Here is a 19,914-nt window from a genome sequence, read left to right as displayed (position 1 = left end):
TCATGGCTGAACATATGTTAGATATGGGTCAAGATACAACTCTTGGAAAAGTAGAAATTGCACCAGAAGTAATCGAAGTAATTGCAGGTATTGCAGCTGCTGAAGTAGAAGGTGTAGCGGCAATGCGTGGTAATTTTGCTACAGATGTTGTTGAGAAGTTAGGTAAGAAAAATCACGGTAAAGGTGTAAAGGTTGAGCTAGCAAACGAAGATATTATTGTTGACCTTTATGTTGTTATGTATTTTGGTGTAGCAATTCCAGTTGTTGCACAAAAAATTCAAGACAATATACGCCAGGCACTCTTTACAATGACAGGACTTGAGCCAAAAGAAGTGAATGTTCACATCGTTGGCGTAACATTCGAAACACAAAAAACAGAAATCGAACCAGTGTAAGAGTGAAAAAGGTGCCTAGTAACATAGGTGCCTTTTTTATCGTTTCATTTCTTCACAAATTAAAAACCTCTAAATTATTATACTATTTCAAAAAATAAGAAACATAAAAGAGAATGTTTCATTTTTCCAAAAAACGTACATTGTGATAAGATATGGAACTTGAAGTTAATCTTTTTATTATTTTTCAGCCTTGTACCCCGTGTGTGAAACGATAAATTGTGTTATTATCATTGTATTATAAGGTTGGAAAATCAATGAAAACTACAAGAGTAAGTGAATTGACGGCTTATAAATTATAATAATATAACAAAGCATAAGGAAAGACTTGAAGTATAAAGGAGAGTTACAATGAAACGTAGGACGGCTAGAGAAAGAGCTATGCAAGCATTATACCAAATGGATATTACAGGTGAATTAGAACCGAAAGTAGCGGTGGAAAATACGCTAGATGAAGGTGAAGAAACAAATGAGTTTCTAGAATCACTTGTTGTAGGATTTGTAGACAACAAAGAAGAGATTGACGCAGCAATTCGTCAAAATTTAAAGAAGTGGAAGCTTGAGCGTATTAGTATTGTTGATCGCAGTATTTTACGTGTAGCTGTGTATGAAATGAAATACATGGAAGAAATTCCACACAATGTAACAATTAACGAAGCGATTGAAATTGCAAAAACATTTGGGGATGAGGAATCTCGTCGTTTTATTAACGGCGTTTTATCTAATATAAAAGATACACTGTAATTTCTTTAAGGGGGAATCTTAAAATGGTAGCAGTAATCATCAAAGGAAATGAAGTTGCGGAGAAAAAACGAGCACAATTGAAAGAAGAAGTTGTGAAGTTAAAAGAGCAAGGGATTGTACCAGGATTAGCAGTTATTTTAGTTGGAGAAGACCCAGCATCGCGTTCTTATGTAAAAGGAAAAGAAAAGGGCTGTGAGCAAGTAGGAATTTATTCAGAGCTAATTGAACTTCCTGAAACGATTACTGAGGAGCGTTTGCTTGCTGAAATCGATCGCTTAAATGGAGACGACCGTATTAATGGCATATTAGTACAATTACCTTTACCAAAACATATTGAAGAAAAAGCTATCATTGAAAGAATTTCACCTGAAAAGGATGTAGATGGATTTCACCCAATCAGCGTTGGACGTATGATGACGGGACAAGATACATTCCTTCCATGTACACCGCACGGTATTGTGGAATTAGTAAAAGAAACAAATCTTGATATTTCTGGAAAACATGTTGTTGTAATCGGAAGAAGTAATATTGTTGGTAAACCGGTGGGACAACTGTTTTTAAATGAAAATGCAACTGTCACATATTGTCATTCAAAGACGCAAAATATAAAAGAATTATCGAAGTTAGCTGATATTTTAATCGTAGCTGTTGGAAGAGCGAAAATGGTAACAGCTGATTATATTAAAGAAGGTGCAGTTGTAATTGATGTTGGTGTTAACCGTTTAGAAACAGGCAAACTTTGTGGTGATGTTGATTTTGACAATGTATTAGACGTTGCAGGATACATTACACCTGTACCAAAAGGAGTCGGTCCAATGACTATTACAATGCTTCTTCACAACACTGTTGAGTCCGCAAAGCGTGCAGGTGTTGTTTGTAAATAAGTTGAATCGGCTATGAGGAGAGAGCAATGGAGAAACAATATTTAACCGTTACAGCATTAACACGCTATATTAAAACAAAAATAGAGTATGATCCGCATTTGCAGTCTGTTTGGTTAAAAGGAGAAATTTCCAACTTTAAATATCATAGTCGTGGTCATATGTATTTTACATTGAAAGATGAAAATGCAAGAATTGCAGCGGTTATGTTTGCGGGTCATAATCGTAACATTAAATTCAGACCGGAAAATGGAATGAAAGTACTTGTAAAAGGAAAGATTTCTGTTTACGAGGCGAGTGGTTCTTATCAAATTTATATTCAAGACATGCAGCCTGATGGAATTGGAAACTTGCATTTAGCTTATGAGCAGTTAAAAGTTCGTTTAGAGGAAGAGGGGTTGTTTTCTCAAGTTTATAAAAAAATAATTCCTCCGTATGCTAAAACAATAGGTGTAATCACGTCGCCAACAGGAGCAGCAATTCGTGATATTATTACAACGATTAAACGTCGTTACCCAATTGGGAATGTTATTGTGTTTCCAGTACTTGTACAAGGGGAGTCAGCAGCTCCCTCGATTGTACAAGCGATTCGTACAGCGAATGAAATGGGAGATATTGACGTTTTAATTGTTGGACGTGGTGGAGGCTCTATTGAAGAATTATGGGCCTTTAATGAGGAAGTAGTTGCAAGAGCAATTTTTACAAGTGAGATTCCGATTATTTCGGCTGTAGGCCATGAAACAGATTTTACAATCGCAGATTTTGTCGCGGATTTACGTGCACCAACACCGACTGCAGCAGCTGAGCTGGCGGTACCTAATATTATAGAGTTACAAGAAAAGGTATTACAAAGAACTCTGAGATTGCAAAGAGCAATGAGAGAGAGAGTACATAAAAAAGAAGAAAAACTGCAAGTGTTACAAAAATCTTATGCGTTCCGTTATCCAAGGCAAGTGTATGAACAAAAAGAAGAGCAGTTAGACAGGGCTCTTGAACAACTTGTTTTAGCGAAAGAGCGTTATATAGATAAAAAAGTAAATCAATTAAAGCAACTTTCATTTTATTTAGAAAAGCACCACCCATCTCAAAAAATTATACAAACGAAAACGGCAATTGAAACGTTGCAAAAGCAGTTGCAACGTGAAATGCAAACATTACTTCAAACGAAGGAGTTCGTATTTGTGAGAGCGGCTCAAAAGCTTGAGGTATTAAGCCCGCTTAAAGTAATGATGAGAGGGTATGGGCTTGTATACGATGAAGAGAAACAAGTATTAAAAAGCGTGAAAGATGTTAGCCTTGGAGATGCTGTTTCAGTTCAATTACAAGATGGAATACTAGATTGTAGCGTATCAAGCATAGAGGAGCGTGAATTGAATAATGGAAAATAAGTTAAGCTTTGAAGAAGCGATTTCGCAGCTTGAGCACCTCGTTTCTAAGCTTGAACAAGGTGATGTACCTTTAGAGGAAGCGATTTCTTATTTTAAAGAAGGCATGGAATTATCTAAGCTTTGTGATGAGAAATTGAAAGATGTACAAGAACAAATGGCAGTTATCCTTGGGGAAGATGGAGAGCTTAAACCGTTTACTGCTTTAGGAGATGAAGCATAGTGACACATATAGCTTTTGATGCTTTTTTGAAAGAGAGTAAAACTTTCGTAGAAGAAAAGCTTGTAAGCTATGCAAATGAATTACAATGTCCAAATGTGCTTCGTGAAGCGATGGCATATTCTTTGGAAGCGGGTGGGAAACGTCTCCGCCCGTTACTTTTATTTGCAACGTTACAAGCGTTTGGGAAAGAAAAAAATCTTGGAGTGGGTGCAGCTTGTGCCCTTGAAATGATTCATACATATTCGTTAATTCATGATGATTTACCTTGTATGGATGATGATGATCTAAGACGAGGAAAGCCTACAAATCATAAAGTATTTGGTGAAGCAATGGCAGTTTTAGCAGGAGATGGTTTGTTAACATATGCTTTTCAAGTCATTATGGCATATGAGCATAAAGAAATCTCTGCTGAAAAGAAAGTAAGACTTGTACTTGAGCTTGCGAAAGCAGCAGGACCTGAAGGAATGGTTGCTGGACAAGTGGCAGATATGGAAGCTGAAGGAAAACGACTTACAATTAATGAATTAGAGTACATCCATAAGCATAAAACAGGTAAACTGCTTGAGTTTGCTGTACTTGCAGGAGCGATACTTTCTGATGCTACAGAAGAGCAGGAAGAGAAGTTACTTGCATTTGCGAAATATATCGGTCTAGCTTTCCAAATTAGAGATGATATTTTGGATGTAGAAGGCATCGAAGAAGAGATTGGAAAACCGATTGGTAGTGATGTTTCTAATGAAAAGAGTACATATACGACGTTATTTACTGTAGATAGAGCAAAATCTATTTTAGAGGAAAAAATTGCAAAAGCAAAAGATTCTATTAGCTCCTTGCAATTACAAGATGAATATTTACTATCTATTTGTGATTTGATCGCAAAACGTAATAACTAATATAACAGCGTTTTCATTTGTTGAGTCATTCATCATTTTATGATATAAATGTAGGAAAAGGTTTTTCTTTTCTTGTTATTGGCAAAAATATATGTAGATTACATTGCCGTTATCACTTCGTGTTAGCGGCTATTTTTTTCATCGCGTAAAGAAATATGATGTATAATATGATAAGTGAAAAAAATGGAAGTGTTTTCTGAAAGCAGGACAAGATAAAAAGAATAGAAAGAGAATTTCTTGTGTTGTGTAAATATTTCTTATAATATTTGACATGTTGACAGATTATGAAATGAAAGTGAGTGATCCGTGTGGATCTAACGCAAATTCAAAACCCTAGTTTTTTGAAAGATATGTCTATTAGCGAACTAGAGGGATTGAGTGAGGATATTCGTAAATTTTTAATTGAAGAGCTCTCTCAAACAGGTGGACATATTGCACCTAATTTAGGTGTAGTAGAACTCACAATTGCTCTGCATAAATTATTTGATAGTCCGAAAGATAAGTTTTTATGGGATGTAGGACATCAATCCTATGTACATAAAATTTTAACAGGGCGTGCGAAAGAATTCGGCACATTAAGGCAATACCAAGGTCTATGTGGTTTCCCAAAACGCTGCGAGAGTGAGCATGATGTTTGGGAAACTGGTCATAGTTCGACGTCATTATCTGCTGCAATGGGAATGGCTCTAGCGCGTGATTTAAAGAAAACGGAAGAATACGTTATACCAATCATTGGCGATGGTGCATTAACAGGCGGAATGGCTTTAGAGGCATTAAACCATATTGGTCATGAAAAAACGGACATGATTGTTATTTTGAATGACAATGAAATGTCAATTGCACCAAACGTCGGTGCGCTTCATAATGTACTTGGTCGTTTACGTACCGCAGGGAAGTACCATTGGGTAAAAGATGAATTAGAGTATATATTGAAGAAAATCCCAGCAGTTGGCGGGAAAGTTGCTGCGACAGCAGAGAAAATAAAGGATAGTCTAAAATATTTACTAGTATCAGGCGTCTTTTTTGAAGAATTAGGCTTTACATATTTAGGTCCGGTCGATGGGCATGATTATGAAAAGTTATTCGAAACGTTGCAATATGCAAAGAAAACAAAAGGCCCAGTACTTGTTCATGTAATTACGAAAAAAGGAAAAGGTTATAAACCAGCTGAGAGTGACGTTATTGGAACTTGGCATGGAACAGGACCGTATAAAATCGAGTCAGGTGACTTCGTTAAACCGAAGGAAGTTGCACCAGCATGGAGTGCTGTTGTTAGTGATACTGTACTTAATCTAGCAAGAACGGATGAACGTATCGTTGCAATTACGCCTGCAATGCCTGTTGGATCGAAACTTGAGAAATTCCAAAAAGAATTTCCGGATCGCATGATTGATGTAGGTATTGCGGAACAGCATGCTACAACAATGGCGGCTGGTATGGCAACACAAGGGATGAAGCCATTCTTAGCAATTTATTCAACATTTTTACAAAGAGCATATGACCAAGTTGTTCATGATATTTGTCGTCAAAATTTAAATGTTTTCATTGGAATAGATCGCTCTGGATTAGTAGGAGCAGACGGTGAAACGCATCAAGGGGTATTTGACATCGCGTTTTTACGTCACTTGCCGAATATGGTGCTTATGATGCCGAAAGATGAAAATGAAGGTCAACATTTAGTTTATACGGCGATGCAATATGAAGATGGACCGATTGCTTTGCGTTATGCGCGCGGTAATGGACTTGGCGTTCATATGGATGAAGAATTAAAGGCGATTCCAATTGGTTCATGGGAAACGTTAAAAGAAGGCACACAAGCAGCAATTTTAACGTTTGGTACGACAATCCCGATGGCAATGGAAGCAGCTGAGCGTCTTGAAAAGGCTGGAGTTTCAGTCAAAGTAGTGAATGCTCGCTTTATTAAACCAATGGATGAAGCATATTTACATGAGCTTTTAGGGAAAAATATACCGATTTTAACGATTGAAGAAGCGTGTTTAATCGGAGGTTTTGGAACAGGAGTAGTTGAATTTGCATCTGAAAATGGATACCACAGTGCATTAATTGAAAGAATGGGTATTCCAGACCGTTTCATAGAGCATGGTAGTGTAACAAAATTATTAGAAGAAATTGGTTTAACGACAGATGCTGTTGTAGACCGTATTCATACAATGATTCCATCAAAACAAAAAAGGGCGTAACAAATGAGCGTAAAAAAAGAAAGAGTAGATGTACTATTAGTAGAGCGAGGACTTATAGAAACGCGCGAGAAGGCTAAACGTGCTGTTATGGCAGGGCTCGTATATGCGAATGAAATGAGACTCGATAAGCCAGGAGAGAAAATCTCACAAGATACAGAGATTACGGTGAAAGGGCAAGTTATGCCATATGTAAGCCGTGGTGGTTATAAACTTGAAAAGGCATTAGAGACATTTCAACTTGATTTACAAGATAAAGTTATGATAGATATTGGTTCATCAACTGGTGGCTTTACAGATTGTGCGCTTCAAAATGGAGCGAAGTTATCTTATGCATTAGATGTAGGCTATAATCAACTTGCGTGGAAATTGCGTCAAGATGAGCGTGTTGTTGTGATGGAACGAACGAACTTCCGTTACGTGACACCGGCAGACTTAGAGCGCGGTTTACCTCAGTTTGCAAGTATCGATGTTTCATTTATATCATTAAAGCTAATATTGCCGGTTTTAAAAACAATGCTTATGTTAAATGGTGACGTAGCTGCATTAATTAAACCGCAGTTTGAAGCTGGACGAGAACAAGTTGGGAAAAAAGGCATTGTTCGTGATAGAAAAGTACATGAAGCTGTCGTGGAAATGATTGTCGATTTTGCTCTGAAGGAAGGCTATGATGTCGAAGGTTTAACATTCTCGCCAATTACGGGCGGGGATGGTAATATTGAATTTTTAATCCATCTAAAATGGCATGGAGAGCGTGAGAATGGCGAAAACCATTCGCCGGTTTCTATTGAGCAAGTTGTTACAGAAGCACATGACGTTCTAAAACAAAAAGGGAAAGGGGAATAACATATGTTGTTCCTCTTTTTGTTGTAATTGTATAATGATTGTAAAAACAATTGTGTACAAGAAACGAATTATACGTTAACATAAATAAGTGAAGTATACCAATGTTTAAACTATGGTAAGAGATAGTGTGAGGTGCAAATGTATGAATAAAGGTCAGCGCCATATTAAAATCAGGGAAATTATTGCGAACAAAGAAATTGAAACACAAGATGAACTAGTTGATATTTTACGTAATGAGGGATTTAATGTAACGCAAGCAACAGTATCGCGCGATATTAAAGAACTGCACTTAGTTAAGGTGCCATTACATGATGGACGCTATAAATATAGCTTACCAGCAGATCAACGATTTAACCCGTTGCAAAAATTAAAACGAAATCTAGTGGATTCATTTGTAAAATTAGACACGGCAGGACATATGCTTGTGCTAAAAACATTGCCTGGTAACGCTCATTCACTTGGGGCACTTATTGATCATTTAGAGTGGGATGAGATTATCGGAACCATTTGTGGTGATGATACTTGCTTAATTATTTGCCGTACACCTGAAGATACAGGTGTTGTCTCTGATCGTTTCTTAAATATGCTGTAACAAAAAAATCTTGTTTACTTTCCTCTGTAAAGTGGAAAGTAAACAAGATATTTTTATTGGTTAAAATATGAATTATTAAATGCAATATAATATTTTCTTTAAATAAAGTTAGAAAATAGGTGGATTGACCCGTAAAACAAATGTTTGGTACAATGGAGCGGGTTAGATGAGTAATTTATACATATAAACATACAGTATAACTATTTGAATGAAGAGTACTTAAAAAAAGCCCTTAGTAGGGGATTAGTTTATAACGAGGTGAATGGGGCATTGTTATCGGAATTATCGATCAGAAACTTTGCTATTATTGAGGCATTAAATATTTCTTTTCAAAAAGGTTTAACCGTTTTAAGTGGTGAAACAGGAGCCGGAAAATCGATTATTATTGATGCGATTAGTTTGCTTGTTGGCGGCCGTGGTTCAGCGGAGTTTGTTCGATATGGAACAGAAAAGGCTGAAATAGAGGGTTTATTTTATGTAGAAGATGATAAGCATCCGTGTATTGCAAAGGCAGAAGAATTAGATATAGAAATAGAAGACGGCATGATTATTTTGAAACGTGATATCGCTGCGAACGGAAAAAGTGTATGCCGTGTAAATGGGAAGCTTGTTACACTTAGTATATTAAAAGAGATTGGAAAAACGCTTGTTGATATACATGGACAGCATGAAACGCAAGATTTAATGAATGAAGAGCGTCATATGTTTATGCTAGATCATTTTGATGGAGATCGTATTGTTAAGCAATTAGACATATATCAGAACGTATACGGAGACTATGAAAAATTAAAAAAACAGTTGAAATCTTTAAGTGAAAATGAACAACAAATGGCTCATCGTCTAGATTTAATTCAATTCCAACATGAAGAAATTCGTAAGGCAGATTTAAAAATGGATGAAGAATATGAATTGACTGAGGAACGATTGAAAATATCCAATTTTGAAAAGATTTATAAAGCGTTAGGGGATGCGTATCGTTCGTTGAGTGGGGACAGCCAAGGGTTAGATCATGTAAGGAATGCAATGAGCCAAATGGAGAGTATTACGCATTTAGATGAGGCGTATCAAGAAAACCATGATTCAATTGCAAATAGCTATTACTTATTAGAAGAAGTTGCATATCAGCTTAGAGAAAAGTTAGATATGATGGAATATGATCCGAAACGTTTAGATGAAATTGAAACAAGGTTGAATGAAATCCGTATGTTAAAGAGAAAGTATGGAAATACTGTAGAAGAGATTTTAGCGTATGCTGATAAAATTGAACAAGAAATTTTTACAATTGAAAATAAAGACGTACATATTGAAACGACGAGAAAGCAGCTAAAGGAATTAGAAAGTGTTATTTTAAAAGAAGCAACGTTGTTAAGTGATATGCGTCATGAACTGGCAGACCATCTTACAAACGCTATTCATCAAGAATTAAAAGAATTATATATGGAAAAAACGAAATTTGAAGTGAGAATAATGAAGAGGGAAGGAAATGCAGAAGAACCTCTTGTAGAAGGAACACCGGTGAAACTTACGGCGGATGGCTATGATCACGTGGAGTTTTATATTTCAACGAACCCTGGTGAACCGTTAAAGCCGCTTTCAAAGGTTGCTTCTGGCGGAGAGTTATCTCGTATTATTTTGGCTTTAAAAAGTATTTTTTCTAAGCATCAAGGTGTTGCTTCAGTTATTTTTGATGAAGTGGATACAGGTGTGAGTGGTCGGGTTGCACAGGCTATTGCGGAAAAAATCTATCGTGTATCGGTAAACTCGCAAGTACTTTGTATTACGCACTTACCTCAGGTAGCTTCAATGGCGGACTCGCATTTATTTATTAGAAAACAAGTGGCGAATGATCGGACGATTACATCTGTTACGGTGCTAAGTACGGATGAAAAAGTAACAGAAATTGCTCGGATGATTTCTGGTGTAGAAATTACAGATTTAACGACAGAACATGCGAAAGAGTTACTTACGCAAGCACATCATTTCAAACAGACAGCAGAGGCTATCCAGTAATGGATAGCTTTTTTCTCAAATGATGATTTCTTAATTCTTCCGGTTATAAATAAAGCACTGCAAGGAGAGATTAAAAAGTGAAGCCAAGAGGCTGAATGTGGGGTAGGAGCGAGGAGAGTGAACAAATTGAAATTAGAAAGATTTCGAAAAATAATAGGTCTTTGTCTCCTTGTTTCTTTAGTTTTTATTGGATGTTTTAAACCGCTTCGAACGTTTATTTCATCCCCGAAACAACTTGTTGTTTTTGAAGGACAACAATCAGAAATAGCATCATTACCAGTTTTTAAGGCTTCATCTACAAATCGTAATGTATTTACAGTAAGTTCAAATGAACAAGAGCTTATGGTGAATTCTCACCAAAATGGTGAAGCTGATATGGTGTTTCAACTCGCTGGTTTTCCAGTGAAAAAAGTAAATGTAAAAGTATTGAAAGATTTTAAAGTTATCCCCGGTGGACAATCGATTGGTGTGAAATTGAACACAAAAGGTGTACTTGTTGTAGGCCATCATTTAATTCAAACTGAAAAGGGTAAAGTATCTCCTGGTGAAACAGCTGGTGTACAGATTGGGGATATGATTACTGCAATTAATGGGAAAACAATTGAAAGAATGAGTGATGTAGCACCATTTATTCATAATAGTGGAGAAACAGGTGAACCGCTTAATCTTGTTTTGCTAAGAGATGGAAAATACATTCGCACTAAGTTAACACCACAAAAAGACAGCGGGGAATCGTCTTATCGTATTGGTTTATATATTCGTGACTCGGCAGCTGGAATTGGAACAATGACATTTGTTCATCCGGATTCCATGAAATACGGGGCACTTGGTCATGTCATTTCTGATAATGATACAAAAAAACCAATTCAAGTAGAAGATGGACAAATTATGCGCTCGACCGTAACCTCTATTGAAAGAGGGAGTCACGGGAATCCAGGAGAAAAATTAGCAAGATTTTCACCGGATCGTGAAGTGATTGGTAATATTACAGTAAATAGCCCGTATGGTATTTTCGGGAAATTAAATACAAATATGACAAACGGCATAATGGATAAAGCAATGCCTATCGCATTATCCCATCAAGTAAAAGAAGGACCAGCGAAAATATTAACAGTTATTGATCAAGATAAAGTTGAGGCGTTTGATATTGAAGTTGTTAGTACGGTACCGCAAAAGTTCCCAGCTACAAAAGGTATGGTTATAAAAGTGACAGACAAACGTTTACTAGCAAAAACGGGTGGTATTGTACAAGGGATGAGTGGAAGTCCGATTGTACAAAATGGGAAAGTAATTGGTGCTGTTACACATGTATTTGTAAATGATCCAACGTCAGGATACGGTGTTCATATTGAATGGATGTTACATGAGGCTGGAATTAATATTTATGATCAAGAGAAAAAAGCGAGCTAATGCATATTAGCTCGCTTTTCTATTGAAAAATTCGTTGAAATTTTGTAAAAGCTCCGCAAGAGCTGTTTTTTGTTGTAAAATATAAGAAAAGGGTTGAACGTTTCGTTGTAATTCTATGATGGAATGTGTTGCGAAAGAAAGTAAATGGGCGATAAATATATTTTTTTGTGTTTTTATCGGAAAGTAAGAAACTTTAAAAGGGAATTTTCACACAATTGTCGAACAATTCATGTAGCCTAGAAGCTTACACATGTCGGAAGAATCGATTCGGTAAGGGAGGAAAAACTGTGGAGAAAATTAAAGTATGTCTTGTGGATGATAATAAAGAATTGGTATCAATGCTAGAGAGCTATGTTGCTGCTCAGGATGATATGGAAGTAATCGGAACTGCTTACAATGGTCAAGAATGTTTAAACTTATTGACAGACAAGCAGCCTGATGTACTCGTTTTAGACATTATTATGCCACATTTAGATGGTCTAGCTGTGCTAGAGAAAATGCGACATATTGAAAGGTTAAGACAACCTAGCGTTATTATGTTGACAGCGTTTGGACAAGAAGATGTGACGAAAAAAGCGGTTGATTTAGGTGCATCATATTTCATATTAAAACCATTTGATATGGAGAATTTAACGAGTCATATTCGTCAAGTGAGTGGTAAAGCAAATGCTACCATTAAACGTCCATTACCATCTTTCCGATCAGCAACAACGATCGATGGAAAACCGAAAAACTTAGATGCGAGTATTACAAGTATCATTCATGAAATTGGTGTACCCGCTCATATTAAAGGGTACATGTACTTACGAGAAGCAATCTCTATGGTGTACAATGATATCGAATTACTAGGATCTATTACGAAAGTATTATATCCAGATATCGCAAAGAAATATAATACAACAGCAAGTCGTGTCGAGCGCGCAATCCGTCACGCAATTGAAGTGGCTTGGAGCCGTGGGAATATTGATTCTATTTCGTCCTTATTTGGTTATACTGTATCGATGTCAAAAGCAAAACCTACGAATTCCGAGTTTATCGCAATGGTTGCGGATAAGCTAAGACTTGAACATAAGGCTTCTTAAATGTTGATATAACAGTATCTGACGCGACTTTAACGTTAGAGAACGTTGAGCAATAAATATCTTTGACCGATAAATAACACGGTCATTTGAGTGATAAACACCGTTCTTTTGGTAGTTACTAAAACTATCGAGAGGGCGGTGTTTTTTGTCTGATTTCGAATTTTAAATCGAAAAGGATTCGCTAGAAGAGCAAACTTTTTCTTTAAATAATTTTGGAGATGGAGTAACAGGTGAATTACATAAATCTGGAGACCTTCAATATGTTGGTGGAACTTAAAATTTGCAATTTGTAGAAAAAAGCTTCTCTATAGAGGCTTTTTATTTTGTTGTTCCATGCATTCATAATTTTAGTGGGTAAGTTATCCATGATATAATAGATGATAATAAAAAGCCCTGCAAAACAGGACTATATTATTCTTCGTTTTTATTTTGTTTTTCTAATTCAACTAACTTTTGGATTAAAATATGCTGTGGCATATGCATAAGTTGTTCAAGTGGAACACCTAACGCTTTTGATAGGCGGACTGCAGTGTCTGGAGAAATTTGTAATGGTCTCATAGAAGTACCTCCTTTTTCGTATAGTATAGCATAAGATTGGGGGAGTGAGGATGACTCTTATATTTGCACATCGTGGTGCAGCGGGAACGTATCCGGAAAATACAATGATTTCATTTGAAGCGGCGGAGGCTTTTGGAGCAGATGGAATTGAACTCGATGTTCAATTCACGAAAGATCGAAAAGTTGTCGTCATTCATGATGAAACGGTGGATCGGACAACAAATGGAAAAGGTGCGGTTCGAAATTATTTATATGAGGATTTATGCAAGTTGGATGCGAGTTATAAATTCGGTGACAAAGTAGGTTTTTGCAAAATACCTCTTCTAGAAGAGGTGTTAGAATGGCTCGCAAAAACGAAATTGCTACTCAATATTGAACTGAAAAATAATAAAATCCCATACAGAGGTTTAGAAGAAGAGGTTATAACACTTGTACGTAAGTTTAGTCTAGAGGATCGGATTGTGTTTTCTTCTTTTAATCACTACAGTATGAAGCGGTGTCATATGATGGCTCCTGATATTCAAACAGCTATTTTGTATCGTGAAGGTTTGCATAGCCCGTGGGCATATGCAAAAAAGATGGGTGCTACTGCAGTACATCCGAATTATCGTTATCTTCAAGATGCTATCGCTGAATTAACGATGGAAAGTGGTGTGGAGGTTCGTCCTTACACGATAAATGAAGAAACGCTTATGCGTAAATATTTTGATATGAATATATCGGCGATTATTACTGATTATCCTGAAACAGCAAGAACTTTATTACCGATAAAAAAATGAGACCTAATATAATGGTCTCATTTTTTATTTATGATATGTGAAAACTTTGTTTTATCTTCTGAAGCGTGCTTGTACTTTATTTCTCTTACGATCCCTGTGTAAGACGAAGCCGCCGAAGATATAAAACCCGAGTGCAAAGCAAAGAGCGCCGATTAAAAATTGTAACCACAATATAGGGATTGGGGAGAACAAAATCCCAAATACAGTATCTCTCATTAGTTTAATACCAAGCACGGCTAATGAAATGGGGATGAGTGCTAATAATAGAGCGAGGTAACGCTGCATAAATAACGCTCCTTTTCAGATTATTTTGTGTATTTTAATGATGTTATATGGAATGGGGGTTTGTCAAGAGGTTGCTGAACGAGTAAGATAAGAATGTGAAAAATTTTGCAGAGATACTTCGAGAGGAAGTGTAATATATGAAACAAAAAGTTTTAATTGTTGGTGCAGGTGAAGGTGGCAGTACACTGCTGAATCTGTTACAAAGTTCGAATATATTTCAAATTATAGGGATTATTGATATAAATCCGATTGCAAAAGGATTACAAATGGCTAAGGAATACGGGGTTACAATTGGAGAGAGCGTAACGTCGTTTCTTTCTATGCATATTGATGTAATGTTTGATATGACAGGTGACGATGATTTACATAAAGATTTATTAATGAAAAAGCATAAAGATACTCTTCTTATACCAGGGGATATTGCGAAAATTGTTACGAGATTAGCGCATGAGAAGGAAGGTTTGATTGGGCAGTTAGAGGAACAAACGCAACAAGGAGAATTAATTTTAAATTCTACACATGACGGTATGATTGTTATTGATCGAGAGGGAAAAGTCCGTCTGTTTAATAAAAGCGCAGAGCGTATTATCGGATATAAAAAAGAAGAAGCGGTAGGGAAATATATTTTAGAAGTTATTCCAACGAGTAAGTTGCTCCGTATTATACGTACGAAACAAATAGAAGTGAACCATGAACTGACGTTAGAAAATGACAAGAAGATCATTACAACGCGTATACCAATATTAAAAGAAGGCGGAGAGGTTCAAGGGGCATTTGCGATTTTTAAAGATATTACAGAAGTTGTAGATTTAGCGGAAGAAGTTACAGACTTAAAAGAAATTCAAACGCTACTCGAGGCGATCATTAACTCATCTGAAGAAGCGATTTCGGTTGTCGATGAGAAAGGAAGGGGGTTAGTTATAAACCCTGCATATACGAAGCTAACAGGTTTGACGGAAGAAGATATTCTCGGGCAGCCAGCTACAACTGATATTGTAGAAGGTGAAAGTATGCATATGAAAGTACTTCGGACACGCCGAGCGGTACGAGGAATACATATGAAGATTGGGCAAAAGAAGCGCGACGTAATTGTAAACGTAGCACCAGTTATTGTAGATGGAATATTGAAAGGTAGCGTCGGGGTAATTCGTGACGTATCAGAAATTCAAAAATTAACAAATGAATTAAATAGAGCAAGACAAATCATCCGAACATTAGAAGCGAAATATTCATTTGATGATATAGTCGGGAAGTCAGATGAAACAACAGCAGCTATTGAACAAGCAAAACTTGGAGCGAATACACCAGCAACGGTACTACTTAGAGGGGAATCAGGGACAGGGAAAGAGTTGTTTGCACACGCTATTCATAATGGTAGTAATCGAAAATACAATAAGTTCGTCAGAGTAAACTGTGCTGCTATTTCCGAGACGTTATTAGAAAGTGAATTATTCGGTTATGAGGAAGGTGCGTTCTCGGGAGCGAAAAGAGGCGGGAAACGAGGGTTCTTTGAAGAAGCGAACAATGGAAGTATTTTTTTAGATGAAATTGGAGAATTATCTGCAAATACGCAAGCAAAGCTCCTTCGAGTACTGCAGGAAAAAGAGATTGTGAAAGTAGGTGGAACGAAAGCGATACCTATTAATGTTCGAGTAATTGCAGCGACGCATGTGAATTTAGAAAAAGCAATTTTAGAAGGAAAGTTCCGAGAAGATTTATATTACCGCTTAAATAAAATTCCGATTCAAATCCCTTCTCTTCGTCAGCGCAAAGGAGATATACCAGCGATTGCAGAAAGGTTAATTCAAAAAATTAACCAAGATTATGGCCGGAATGTAGAAGGGCTCACCGATTCAGCTGTTTCGTATTTACAATCATATGAATGGCCAGGAAATGTTAGGGAACTTGAAAATATTCTAGGGCGAGCAATTATTTTTATGAATTATAACGAGATATACATTGATGTACATCATTTACCCCTATTACATAAAGAAGAACAAGTGGAGACGAAACAAAATAATTTATTACCTGAATTAGAGGAGAAGGCCCTTGAACACTTAGTGACAGAATTTGAGGGGAATATTATACGTGAATATTTGGAGAAATTTGAGGGGAACAAAACGAAAACTGCAAAAGCGTTAGGGATTTCAGTTCGAAACTTATATTACAAGCTAGAAAAGCACGACTGTGCAAAAAATAGCATGCAATAAATTGCGTACCGTGCAATTTATTGCATGGTATACAAAAAGCGACAAAACAAGACAGAATATTTCGTTGTTTTCCAAAGTATTGATTTTACAGCATTTTGAATGCGTTTTCATTATTGGTAAGACCACTTTTAAAAGTTGGCACGGTATTTGCTTAATGAATAGACGAGGGACGACGGAAAGGGTTGATTACAAAATATGAAGTTAGAACATTTAATTGATCAAGCGGCAGGACAGCCTAAAAAAACTGTGGCTGTAGCAGTAGCTGAAGATCATGAAGTAATTGAAGCTGTAGCGAAGGCAATTCAACTACAGCTAGCTCAATTTCGTCTATATGGAAATCAAGAAAAAATAATGGGGATGCTACAAGAGCACGGATTACAAACTTCAGAACATATTGAAGTGATTGCAGCAACGTCAAGTGCTGAGGCTGCAGAACTTTCTGTTAAAGCTGTAAGAAATGGCGAAGCAGATGTGCTTATGAAGGGGAACATCCCAACTGCAAATATTTTGAAAGCCGTATTAAATAAAGAGTGGGGACTTCGTAAGGGCAGCGTACTTTCACACGTTGCAGCGTTTGAAGTTCCAAATTACGATCATCTTATTTTTGTTACAGATGCAGCGATGAACATTGCACCTGATGTAACACAAAAAGCTGCTATTATACAAAATACTGTAGAAGTTGCCCGGGCAATAGGAATAGATTTGCCGAAGGTAGCGCCAATTGCAGCGGTAGAGGTTGTTAATCCTGCGATGCAAGCGACAATTGATGCAGCGATGTTAACTCAAATGAATCGCCGCGGACAAATTAAAAATTGTGTCGTTGATGGACCACTTGCTTTAGATAATGCAGTATCACAAATTGCAGCAGAACATAAAGGCATAGTAAGTGATGTAGCAGGTAAGGCAGACATTTTACTCGTCCCAACGATTGAAGCTGGAAATGTGCTATATAAATCACTCGTCTATTTTGCAAATGCAAAGGTAGGGGCGATGATTGCAGGCGCTAAAGCACCGATTGTTTTAACATCACGTGCTGATTCAGCAGAAACAAAAGTATATTCATTAGCATTGGCAGTTGCGACTGCTTCAAAATAAACCAAATAGGGTAAAACAATTAGGGGGAAACGACAATGACATTAGAAATCTTCGAATACTTAGAAAAATATGATTATGAGCAAGTGGTATTTTGTCAAGATAAAGAATCTGGTTTAAAAGCAATCATTGCAATCCATGATACAACACTTGGACCAGCTCTTGGTGGAACAAGAATGTGGACATATGATTCTGAAGAAGCGGCGATTGAAGATGCATTGCGTCTTGCAAAAGGGATGACATACAAAAATGCAGCAGCTGGTTTAAACTTAGGTGGTGCAAAAACAGTAATTATCGGTGATCCACGTAAAGATAAAAGCGAAGCGATGTTCCGTGCATTAGGACGCTACATTCAAGGACTAAACGGACGTTACATTACAGCTGAAGATGTTGGTACAACAGTAGATGATATGGATATTATCCACGAAGAAACTGACTTTGTAACAGGTATTTCACCTTCATTCGGTTCTTCTGGTAACCCATCTCCAGTAACTGCATACGGTGTTTACCGTGGTATGAAAGCAGCTGCAAAAGAAGCGTTCGGTACAGATAGTCTAGAAGGAAAAGTAATTTCTGTTCAAGGTGTTGGTAACGTAGCATATCACCTATGCAAACATTTACACGCTGAAGGAGCAAAATTAATCGTTACAGATATTAATAAAGAAGCTGTACAACGTGCAGTAGAAGAATTCGGTGCAACAGCGGTTGAGCCAAATGAAATTTACGGTGTTGAATGTGATATTTACGCACCATGTGCATTAGGCGCAACAGTTAATGATGAAACTATTCCACAACTTAAAGCAAAAGTAATCGCAGGTTCTGCAAATAACCAATTAAAAGAAGATCGTCACGGCGACATCATTCATGAAATGGGTATTGTATACGCACCAGACTATGTTATTAATGCAGGTGGTGTAATTAACGTAGCAGACGAGTTATATGGATACAATAGAGAACGTGCCTTAAAACGTGTTGAGTCTATTTATGACACAATTGCAAAAGTAATCGAAATTTCAAAACGCGATGGCATAGCAACTTATGTAGCAGCAGATCGTCTAGCTGAAGAGCGCATTGCAAGCTTGAAAAACACTCGTAGCACATACTTACGCAACGGTCACGACATTATTAGCCGTCGCTAATCATTCATATACAACTTTTACAAAAGGTGTGGTTACCTCTTATGAGGTTTCCACTTCCTTTTGAATTTATTAGTGGAGGTAGCAACATTGTCCTTAAATCGAATTCTTGTTATTAATCCGGGTAGTACATCCACAAAAATTGGTGTTTTTGATAATGAAAGACCCGTTTTAGAAGAAACAATTCGTCATGATGAAGAACAGATTGGAAAATATAAGCGAATTATCGATCAATATGAATTTCGAAAAGAAACGATTTTAGAAGTTTTACATTCGCATGGTATTAACATTTCAAAATTAAACGCTGTTTGTGGGCGTGGTGGATTACTTCGTCCAATCGAAGGCGGTACGTACACAGTAAACGATGCAATGTTAGAAGATTTAAAAAATGGGTTCAGCGGTCATCACGCTTCAAACCTTGGAGGCATTCTAGCTTATGAAATTGCTTCTGGATTAAATATTCCTGCATTCATTGTGGATCCTGTCGTTGTAGATGAAATGGAGCCAATTGCTCGTATAAGCGGTATTGCTGGTATGGAACGTAAAAGTATTTTCCATGCATTAAACCAAAAAGCGGTTGCTCGTAAAGTGGCTGAACAATTAAATCACAAATACGAAGATTTAAATTTATTAGTTACACATATGGGTGGCGGTATTACAGTTGGTGCCCATAAAAAAGGGAAAGTTATCGATGTTAATAACGGCTTAAACGGAGAAGGACCATTTAGTCCAGAGCGTGCTGGTACAGTACCAGTAGGACAATTAGTTGAAATGTGTTTCTCTGGTGAGTATTACCGAGACGAAATGGTTAAAAAACTTGTCGGACAAGGTGGACTTGTAAGTCTAATCGGTACAAACGATGCAATTAAAGTAGAACAAATGGTTGAAAAAGGTGATCCTGAAGCAACACTTATTTATAAAGCAATGGCATATCAAGTTGCAAAAGAGATTGGCGGAGCGAGTGCTGTACTTCACGGGAAAATCGATGCAATCGTATTAACTGGTGGACTTGCATACAGTAAAATTCTTGTCGATGAAATAAAAGAACGTGTTGACTGGATTGCAGATGTTATTGTGCATCCAGGAGAAGATGAGTTACAAGCGTTAGCAGAAGGAGCACTTCGTGTATTACGTGAAGAAGAAGCGCCGAAAGAGTATGTTGTAAGAGAAAAACAAACAGTAGCTAGGGGTTGAGATA

General features: G+C 37.0%; 19 protein-coding genes. 17 read left to right on the top strand and 2 right to left on the bottom strand.

What is annotated here, in order from left to right:
* Positions 1-2 precede the first annotated feature (2 nt).
* The 12 genes from ACP6L7_RS17780 (at position 3) to spo0A (ending at position 12,656) form a co-directional block, all read left to right on the top strand.
* A complete protein-coding gene (locus tag ACP6L7_RS17780) occupies positions 3-395 on the top strand; it encodes an Asp23/Gls24 family envelope stress response protein (RefSeq protein WP_000807630.1) in 393 nt (130 codons plus the stop codon).
* Positions 396-743: 348 nt separating this feature from the next.
* Positions 744-1,136: a N utilization substance protein NusB gene (gene nusB, locus ACP6L7_RS17775; protein WP_000830246.1), complete on the top strand. Its 393-nt coding sequence runs from the start codon at positions 744-746 to the stop codon at positions 1,134-1,136.
* Between the two features lie 23 nt (positions 1,137-1,159).
* Complete coding sequence (gene folD / locus ACP6L7_RS17770) at positions 1,160-2,020, top strand: bifunctional methylenetetrahydrofolate dehydrogenase/methenyltetrahydrofolate cyclohydrolase FolD (protein ID WP_071718655.1); 861 nt, start codon at positions 1,160-1,162, stop codon at positions 2,018-2,020.
* 26 nt (positions 2,021-2,046) lie between these two features.
* A complete protein-coding gene (gene xseA, locus ACP6L7_RS17765; protein WP_097830732.1) occupies positions 2,047-3,405 on the top strand; it encodes an exodeoxyribonuclease VII large subunit in 1,359 nt (452 codons plus the stop codon).
* On the top strand, positions 3,395-3,625 hold the full coding sequence (gene xseB / locus ACP6L7_RS17760; protein WP_000428422.1) for an exodeoxyribonuclease VII small subunit: 231 nt from the start codon (positions 3,395-3,397) through the stop codon (positions 3,623-3,625). The genes xseA and xseB overlap by 11 nt, the downstream gene beginning before the upstream one ends.
* Positions 3,625-4,518, top strand: coding sequence for a (2E,6E)-farnesyl diphosphate synthase (ispA, locus tag ACP6L7_RS17755; RefSeq protein WP_097830733.1), 894 nt, complete (start codon positions 3,625-3,627; stop codon positions 4,516-4,518). The genes xseB and ispA overlap by 1 nt, the downstream gene beginning before the upstream one ends.
* Positions 4,519-4,826: 308 nt before the next feature.
* Positions 4,827-6,719 (top strand): 1-deoxy-D-xylulose-5-phosphate synthase, encoded by a 1,893-nt coding sequence (gene dxs / locus ACP6L7_RS17750; protein WP_097830734.1) that lies wholly within the window; start codon positions 4,827-4,829, stop codon positions 6,717-6,719.
* Positions 6,720-6,722: 3 nt separating this feature from the next.
* Positions 6,723-7,562: a TlyA family RNA methyltransferase gene (locus ACP6L7_RS17745; protein ID WP_097830735.1), complete on the top strand. Its 840-nt coding sequence runs from the start codon at positions 6,723-6,725 to the stop codon at positions 7,560-7,562.
* Between the two features lie 142 nt (positions 7,563-7,704).
* Positions 7,705-8,154, top strand: a complete 450-nt coding sequence (gene argR, locus ACP6L7_RS17740) for an arginine repressor ArgR (protein WP_001032581.1) — start codon at positions 7,705-7,707, stop codon at positions 8,152-8,154.
* A gap of 270 nt (positions 8,155-8,424) precedes the next feature.
* On the top strand, positions 8,425-10,164 hold the full coding sequence (gene recN, locus ACP6L7_RS17735) for a DNA repair protein RecN (RefSeq protein ID WP_097831045.1): 1,740 nt from the start codon (positions 8,425-8,427) through the stop codon (positions 10,162-10,164).
* Positions 10,165-10,281: 117 nt separating this feature from the next.
* A complete protein-coding gene (gene spoIVB, locus ACP6L7_RS17730; RefSeq protein ID WP_098361628.1) occupies positions 10,282-11,574 on the top strand; it encodes a SpoIVB peptidase in 1,293 nt (430 codons plus the stop codon).
* A 287-nt stretch (positions 11,575-11,861) separates the two neighbouring features.
* Entirely contained in the window at positions 11,862-12,656 is a 795-nt protein-coding gene (spo0A, locus tag ACP6L7_RS17725) for a sporulation transcription factor Spo0A (protein ID WP_000411416.1), read from the top strand.
* Positions 12,657-13,067: 411 nt separating this feature from the next.
* Here the strand turns inward: spo0A and ACP6L7_RS17720 are convergent, their stop codons facing one another.
* Complete coding sequence (locus ACP6L7_RS17720; RefSeq protein ID WP_097830737.1) at positions 13,068-13,214, bottom strand: YycC family protein; 147 nt, start codon at positions 13,212-13,214, stop codon at positions 13,068-13,070.
* 50 nt (positions 13,215-13,264) lie between these two features.
* Here ACP6L7_RS17720 and ACP6L7_RS17715 point away from each other — a divergent pair, with 50 nt between their 5' ends.
* Entirely contained in the window at positions 13,265-13,993 is a 729-nt protein-coding gene (locus ACP6L7_RS17715) for a glycerophosphodiester phosphodiesterase (protein WP_097830738.1), read from the top strand.
* A 51-nt stretch (positions 13,994-14,044) separates the two neighbouring features.
* Here the strand turns inward: ACP6L7_RS17715 and ACP6L7_RS17710 are convergent, their stop codons facing one another.
* Positions 14,045-14,278 (bottom strand): DUF2627 domain-containing protein, encoded by a 234-nt coding sequence (locus ACP6L7_RS17710; RefSeq protein ID WP_001190193.1) that lies wholly within the window; start codon positions 14,276-14,278, stop codon positions 14,045-14,047.
* A gap of 137 nt (positions 14,279-14,415) precedes the next feature.
* Between ACP6L7_RS17710 and ACP6L7_RS17705 the strand changes: the two genes are divergently transcribed.
* From ACP6L7_RS17705 to buk, 4 genes are all read left to right on the top strand, one after another.
* A complete protein-coding gene (locus ACP6L7_RS17705) occupies positions 14,416-16,488 on the top strand; it encodes a sigma-54 interaction domain-containing protein (protein ID WP_097830739.1) in 2,073 nt (690 codons plus the stop codon).
* Positions 16,489-16,683: 195 nt separating this feature from the next.
* Positions 16,684-17,583 carry a phosphate butyryltransferase gene (gene yqiS, locus ACP6L7_RS17700; RefSeq protein WP_097830741.1) on the top strand — a complete coding sequence of 300 codons (900 nt, stop codon included), beginning with the start codon at positions 16,684-16,686 and terminating at the stop codon, positions 17,581-17,583.
* A 35-nt stretch (positions 17,584-17,618) separates the two neighbouring features.
* Positions 17,619-18,719, top strand: a complete 1,101-nt coding sequence (locus ACP6L7_RS17695) for a leucine dehydrogenase (protein ID WP_097830742.1) — start codon at positions 17,619-17,621, stop codon at positions 18,717-18,719.
* Between the two features lie 87 nt (positions 18,720-18,806).
* Positions 18,807-19,910, top strand: coding sequence for a butyrate kinase (buk, locus tag ACP6L7_RS17690; protein ID WP_097830743.1), 1,104 nt, complete (start codon positions 18,807-18,809; stop codon positions 19,908-19,910).
* Positions 19,911-19,914: the final 4 nt, after the last annotated feature.

This window comes from Bacillus silvicola (genome assembly GCF_050524305.1).
Lineage (GTDB): Bacteria > Bacillota > Bacilli > Bacillales > Bacillaceae_G > Bacillus_A > Bacillus_A cereus_AT.
The sequence above is the reverse complement of the archived record's forward strand: the minus strand, read 5'-3'. Positions and strand labels throughout refer to the sequence as shown.

Coding starts and splice junctions, on each gene's coding strand:
- ACP6L7_RS17780 (WP_000807630.1), top strand. CDS start 3: ATGGCTGAACATATGTTAGATATGGGTCAAGATACAACTCTTGGAAAA.
- nusB (WP_000830246.1), top strand. CDS start 744: ATGAAACGTAGGACGGCTAGAGAAAGAGCTATGCAAGCATTATACCAA.
- folD (WP_071718655.1), top strand. CDS start 1,160: ATGGTAGCAGTAATCATCAAAGGAAATGAAGTTGCGGAGAAAAAACGA.
- xseA (WP_097830732.1), top strand. CDS start 2,047: ATGGAGAAACAATATTTAACCGTTACAGCATTAACACGCTATATTAAA.
- xseB (WP_000428422.1), top strand. CDS start 3,395: ATGGAAAATAAGTTAAGCTTTGAAGAAGCGATTTCGCAGCTTGAGCAC.
- ACP6L7_RS17745 (WP_097830735.1), top strand. CDS start 6,723: ATGAGCGTAAAAAAAGAAAGAGTAGATGTACTATTAGTAGAGCGAGGA.
- argR (WP_001032581.1), top strand. CDS start 7,705: ATGAATAAAGGTCAGCGCCATATTAAAATCAGGGAAATTATTGCGAAC.
- ACP6L7_RS17720 (WP_097830737.1), bottom strand. CDS start 13,214: ATGAGACCATTACAAATTTCTCCAGACACTGCAGTCCGCCTATCAAAA.
- ACP6L7_RS17715 (WP_097830738.1), top strand. CDS start 13,265: ATGACTCTTATATTTGCACATCGTGGTGCAGCGGGAACGTATCCGGAA.
- ACP6L7_RS17710 (WP_001190193.1), bottom strand. CDS start 14,278: ATGCAGCGTTACCTCGCTCTATTATTAGCACTCATCCCCATTTCATTA.
- ACP6L7_RS17705 (WP_097830739.1), top strand. CDS start 14,416: ATGAAACAAAAAGTTTTAATTGTTGGTGCAGGTGAAGGTGGCAGTACA.
- yqiS (WP_097830741.1), top strand. CDS start 16,684: ATGAAGTTAGAACATTTAATTGATCAAGCGGCAGGACAGCCTAAAAAA.
- ACP6L7_RS17695 (WP_097830742.1), top strand. CDS start 17,619: ATGACATTAGAAATCTTCGAATACTTAGAAAAATATGATTATGAGCAA.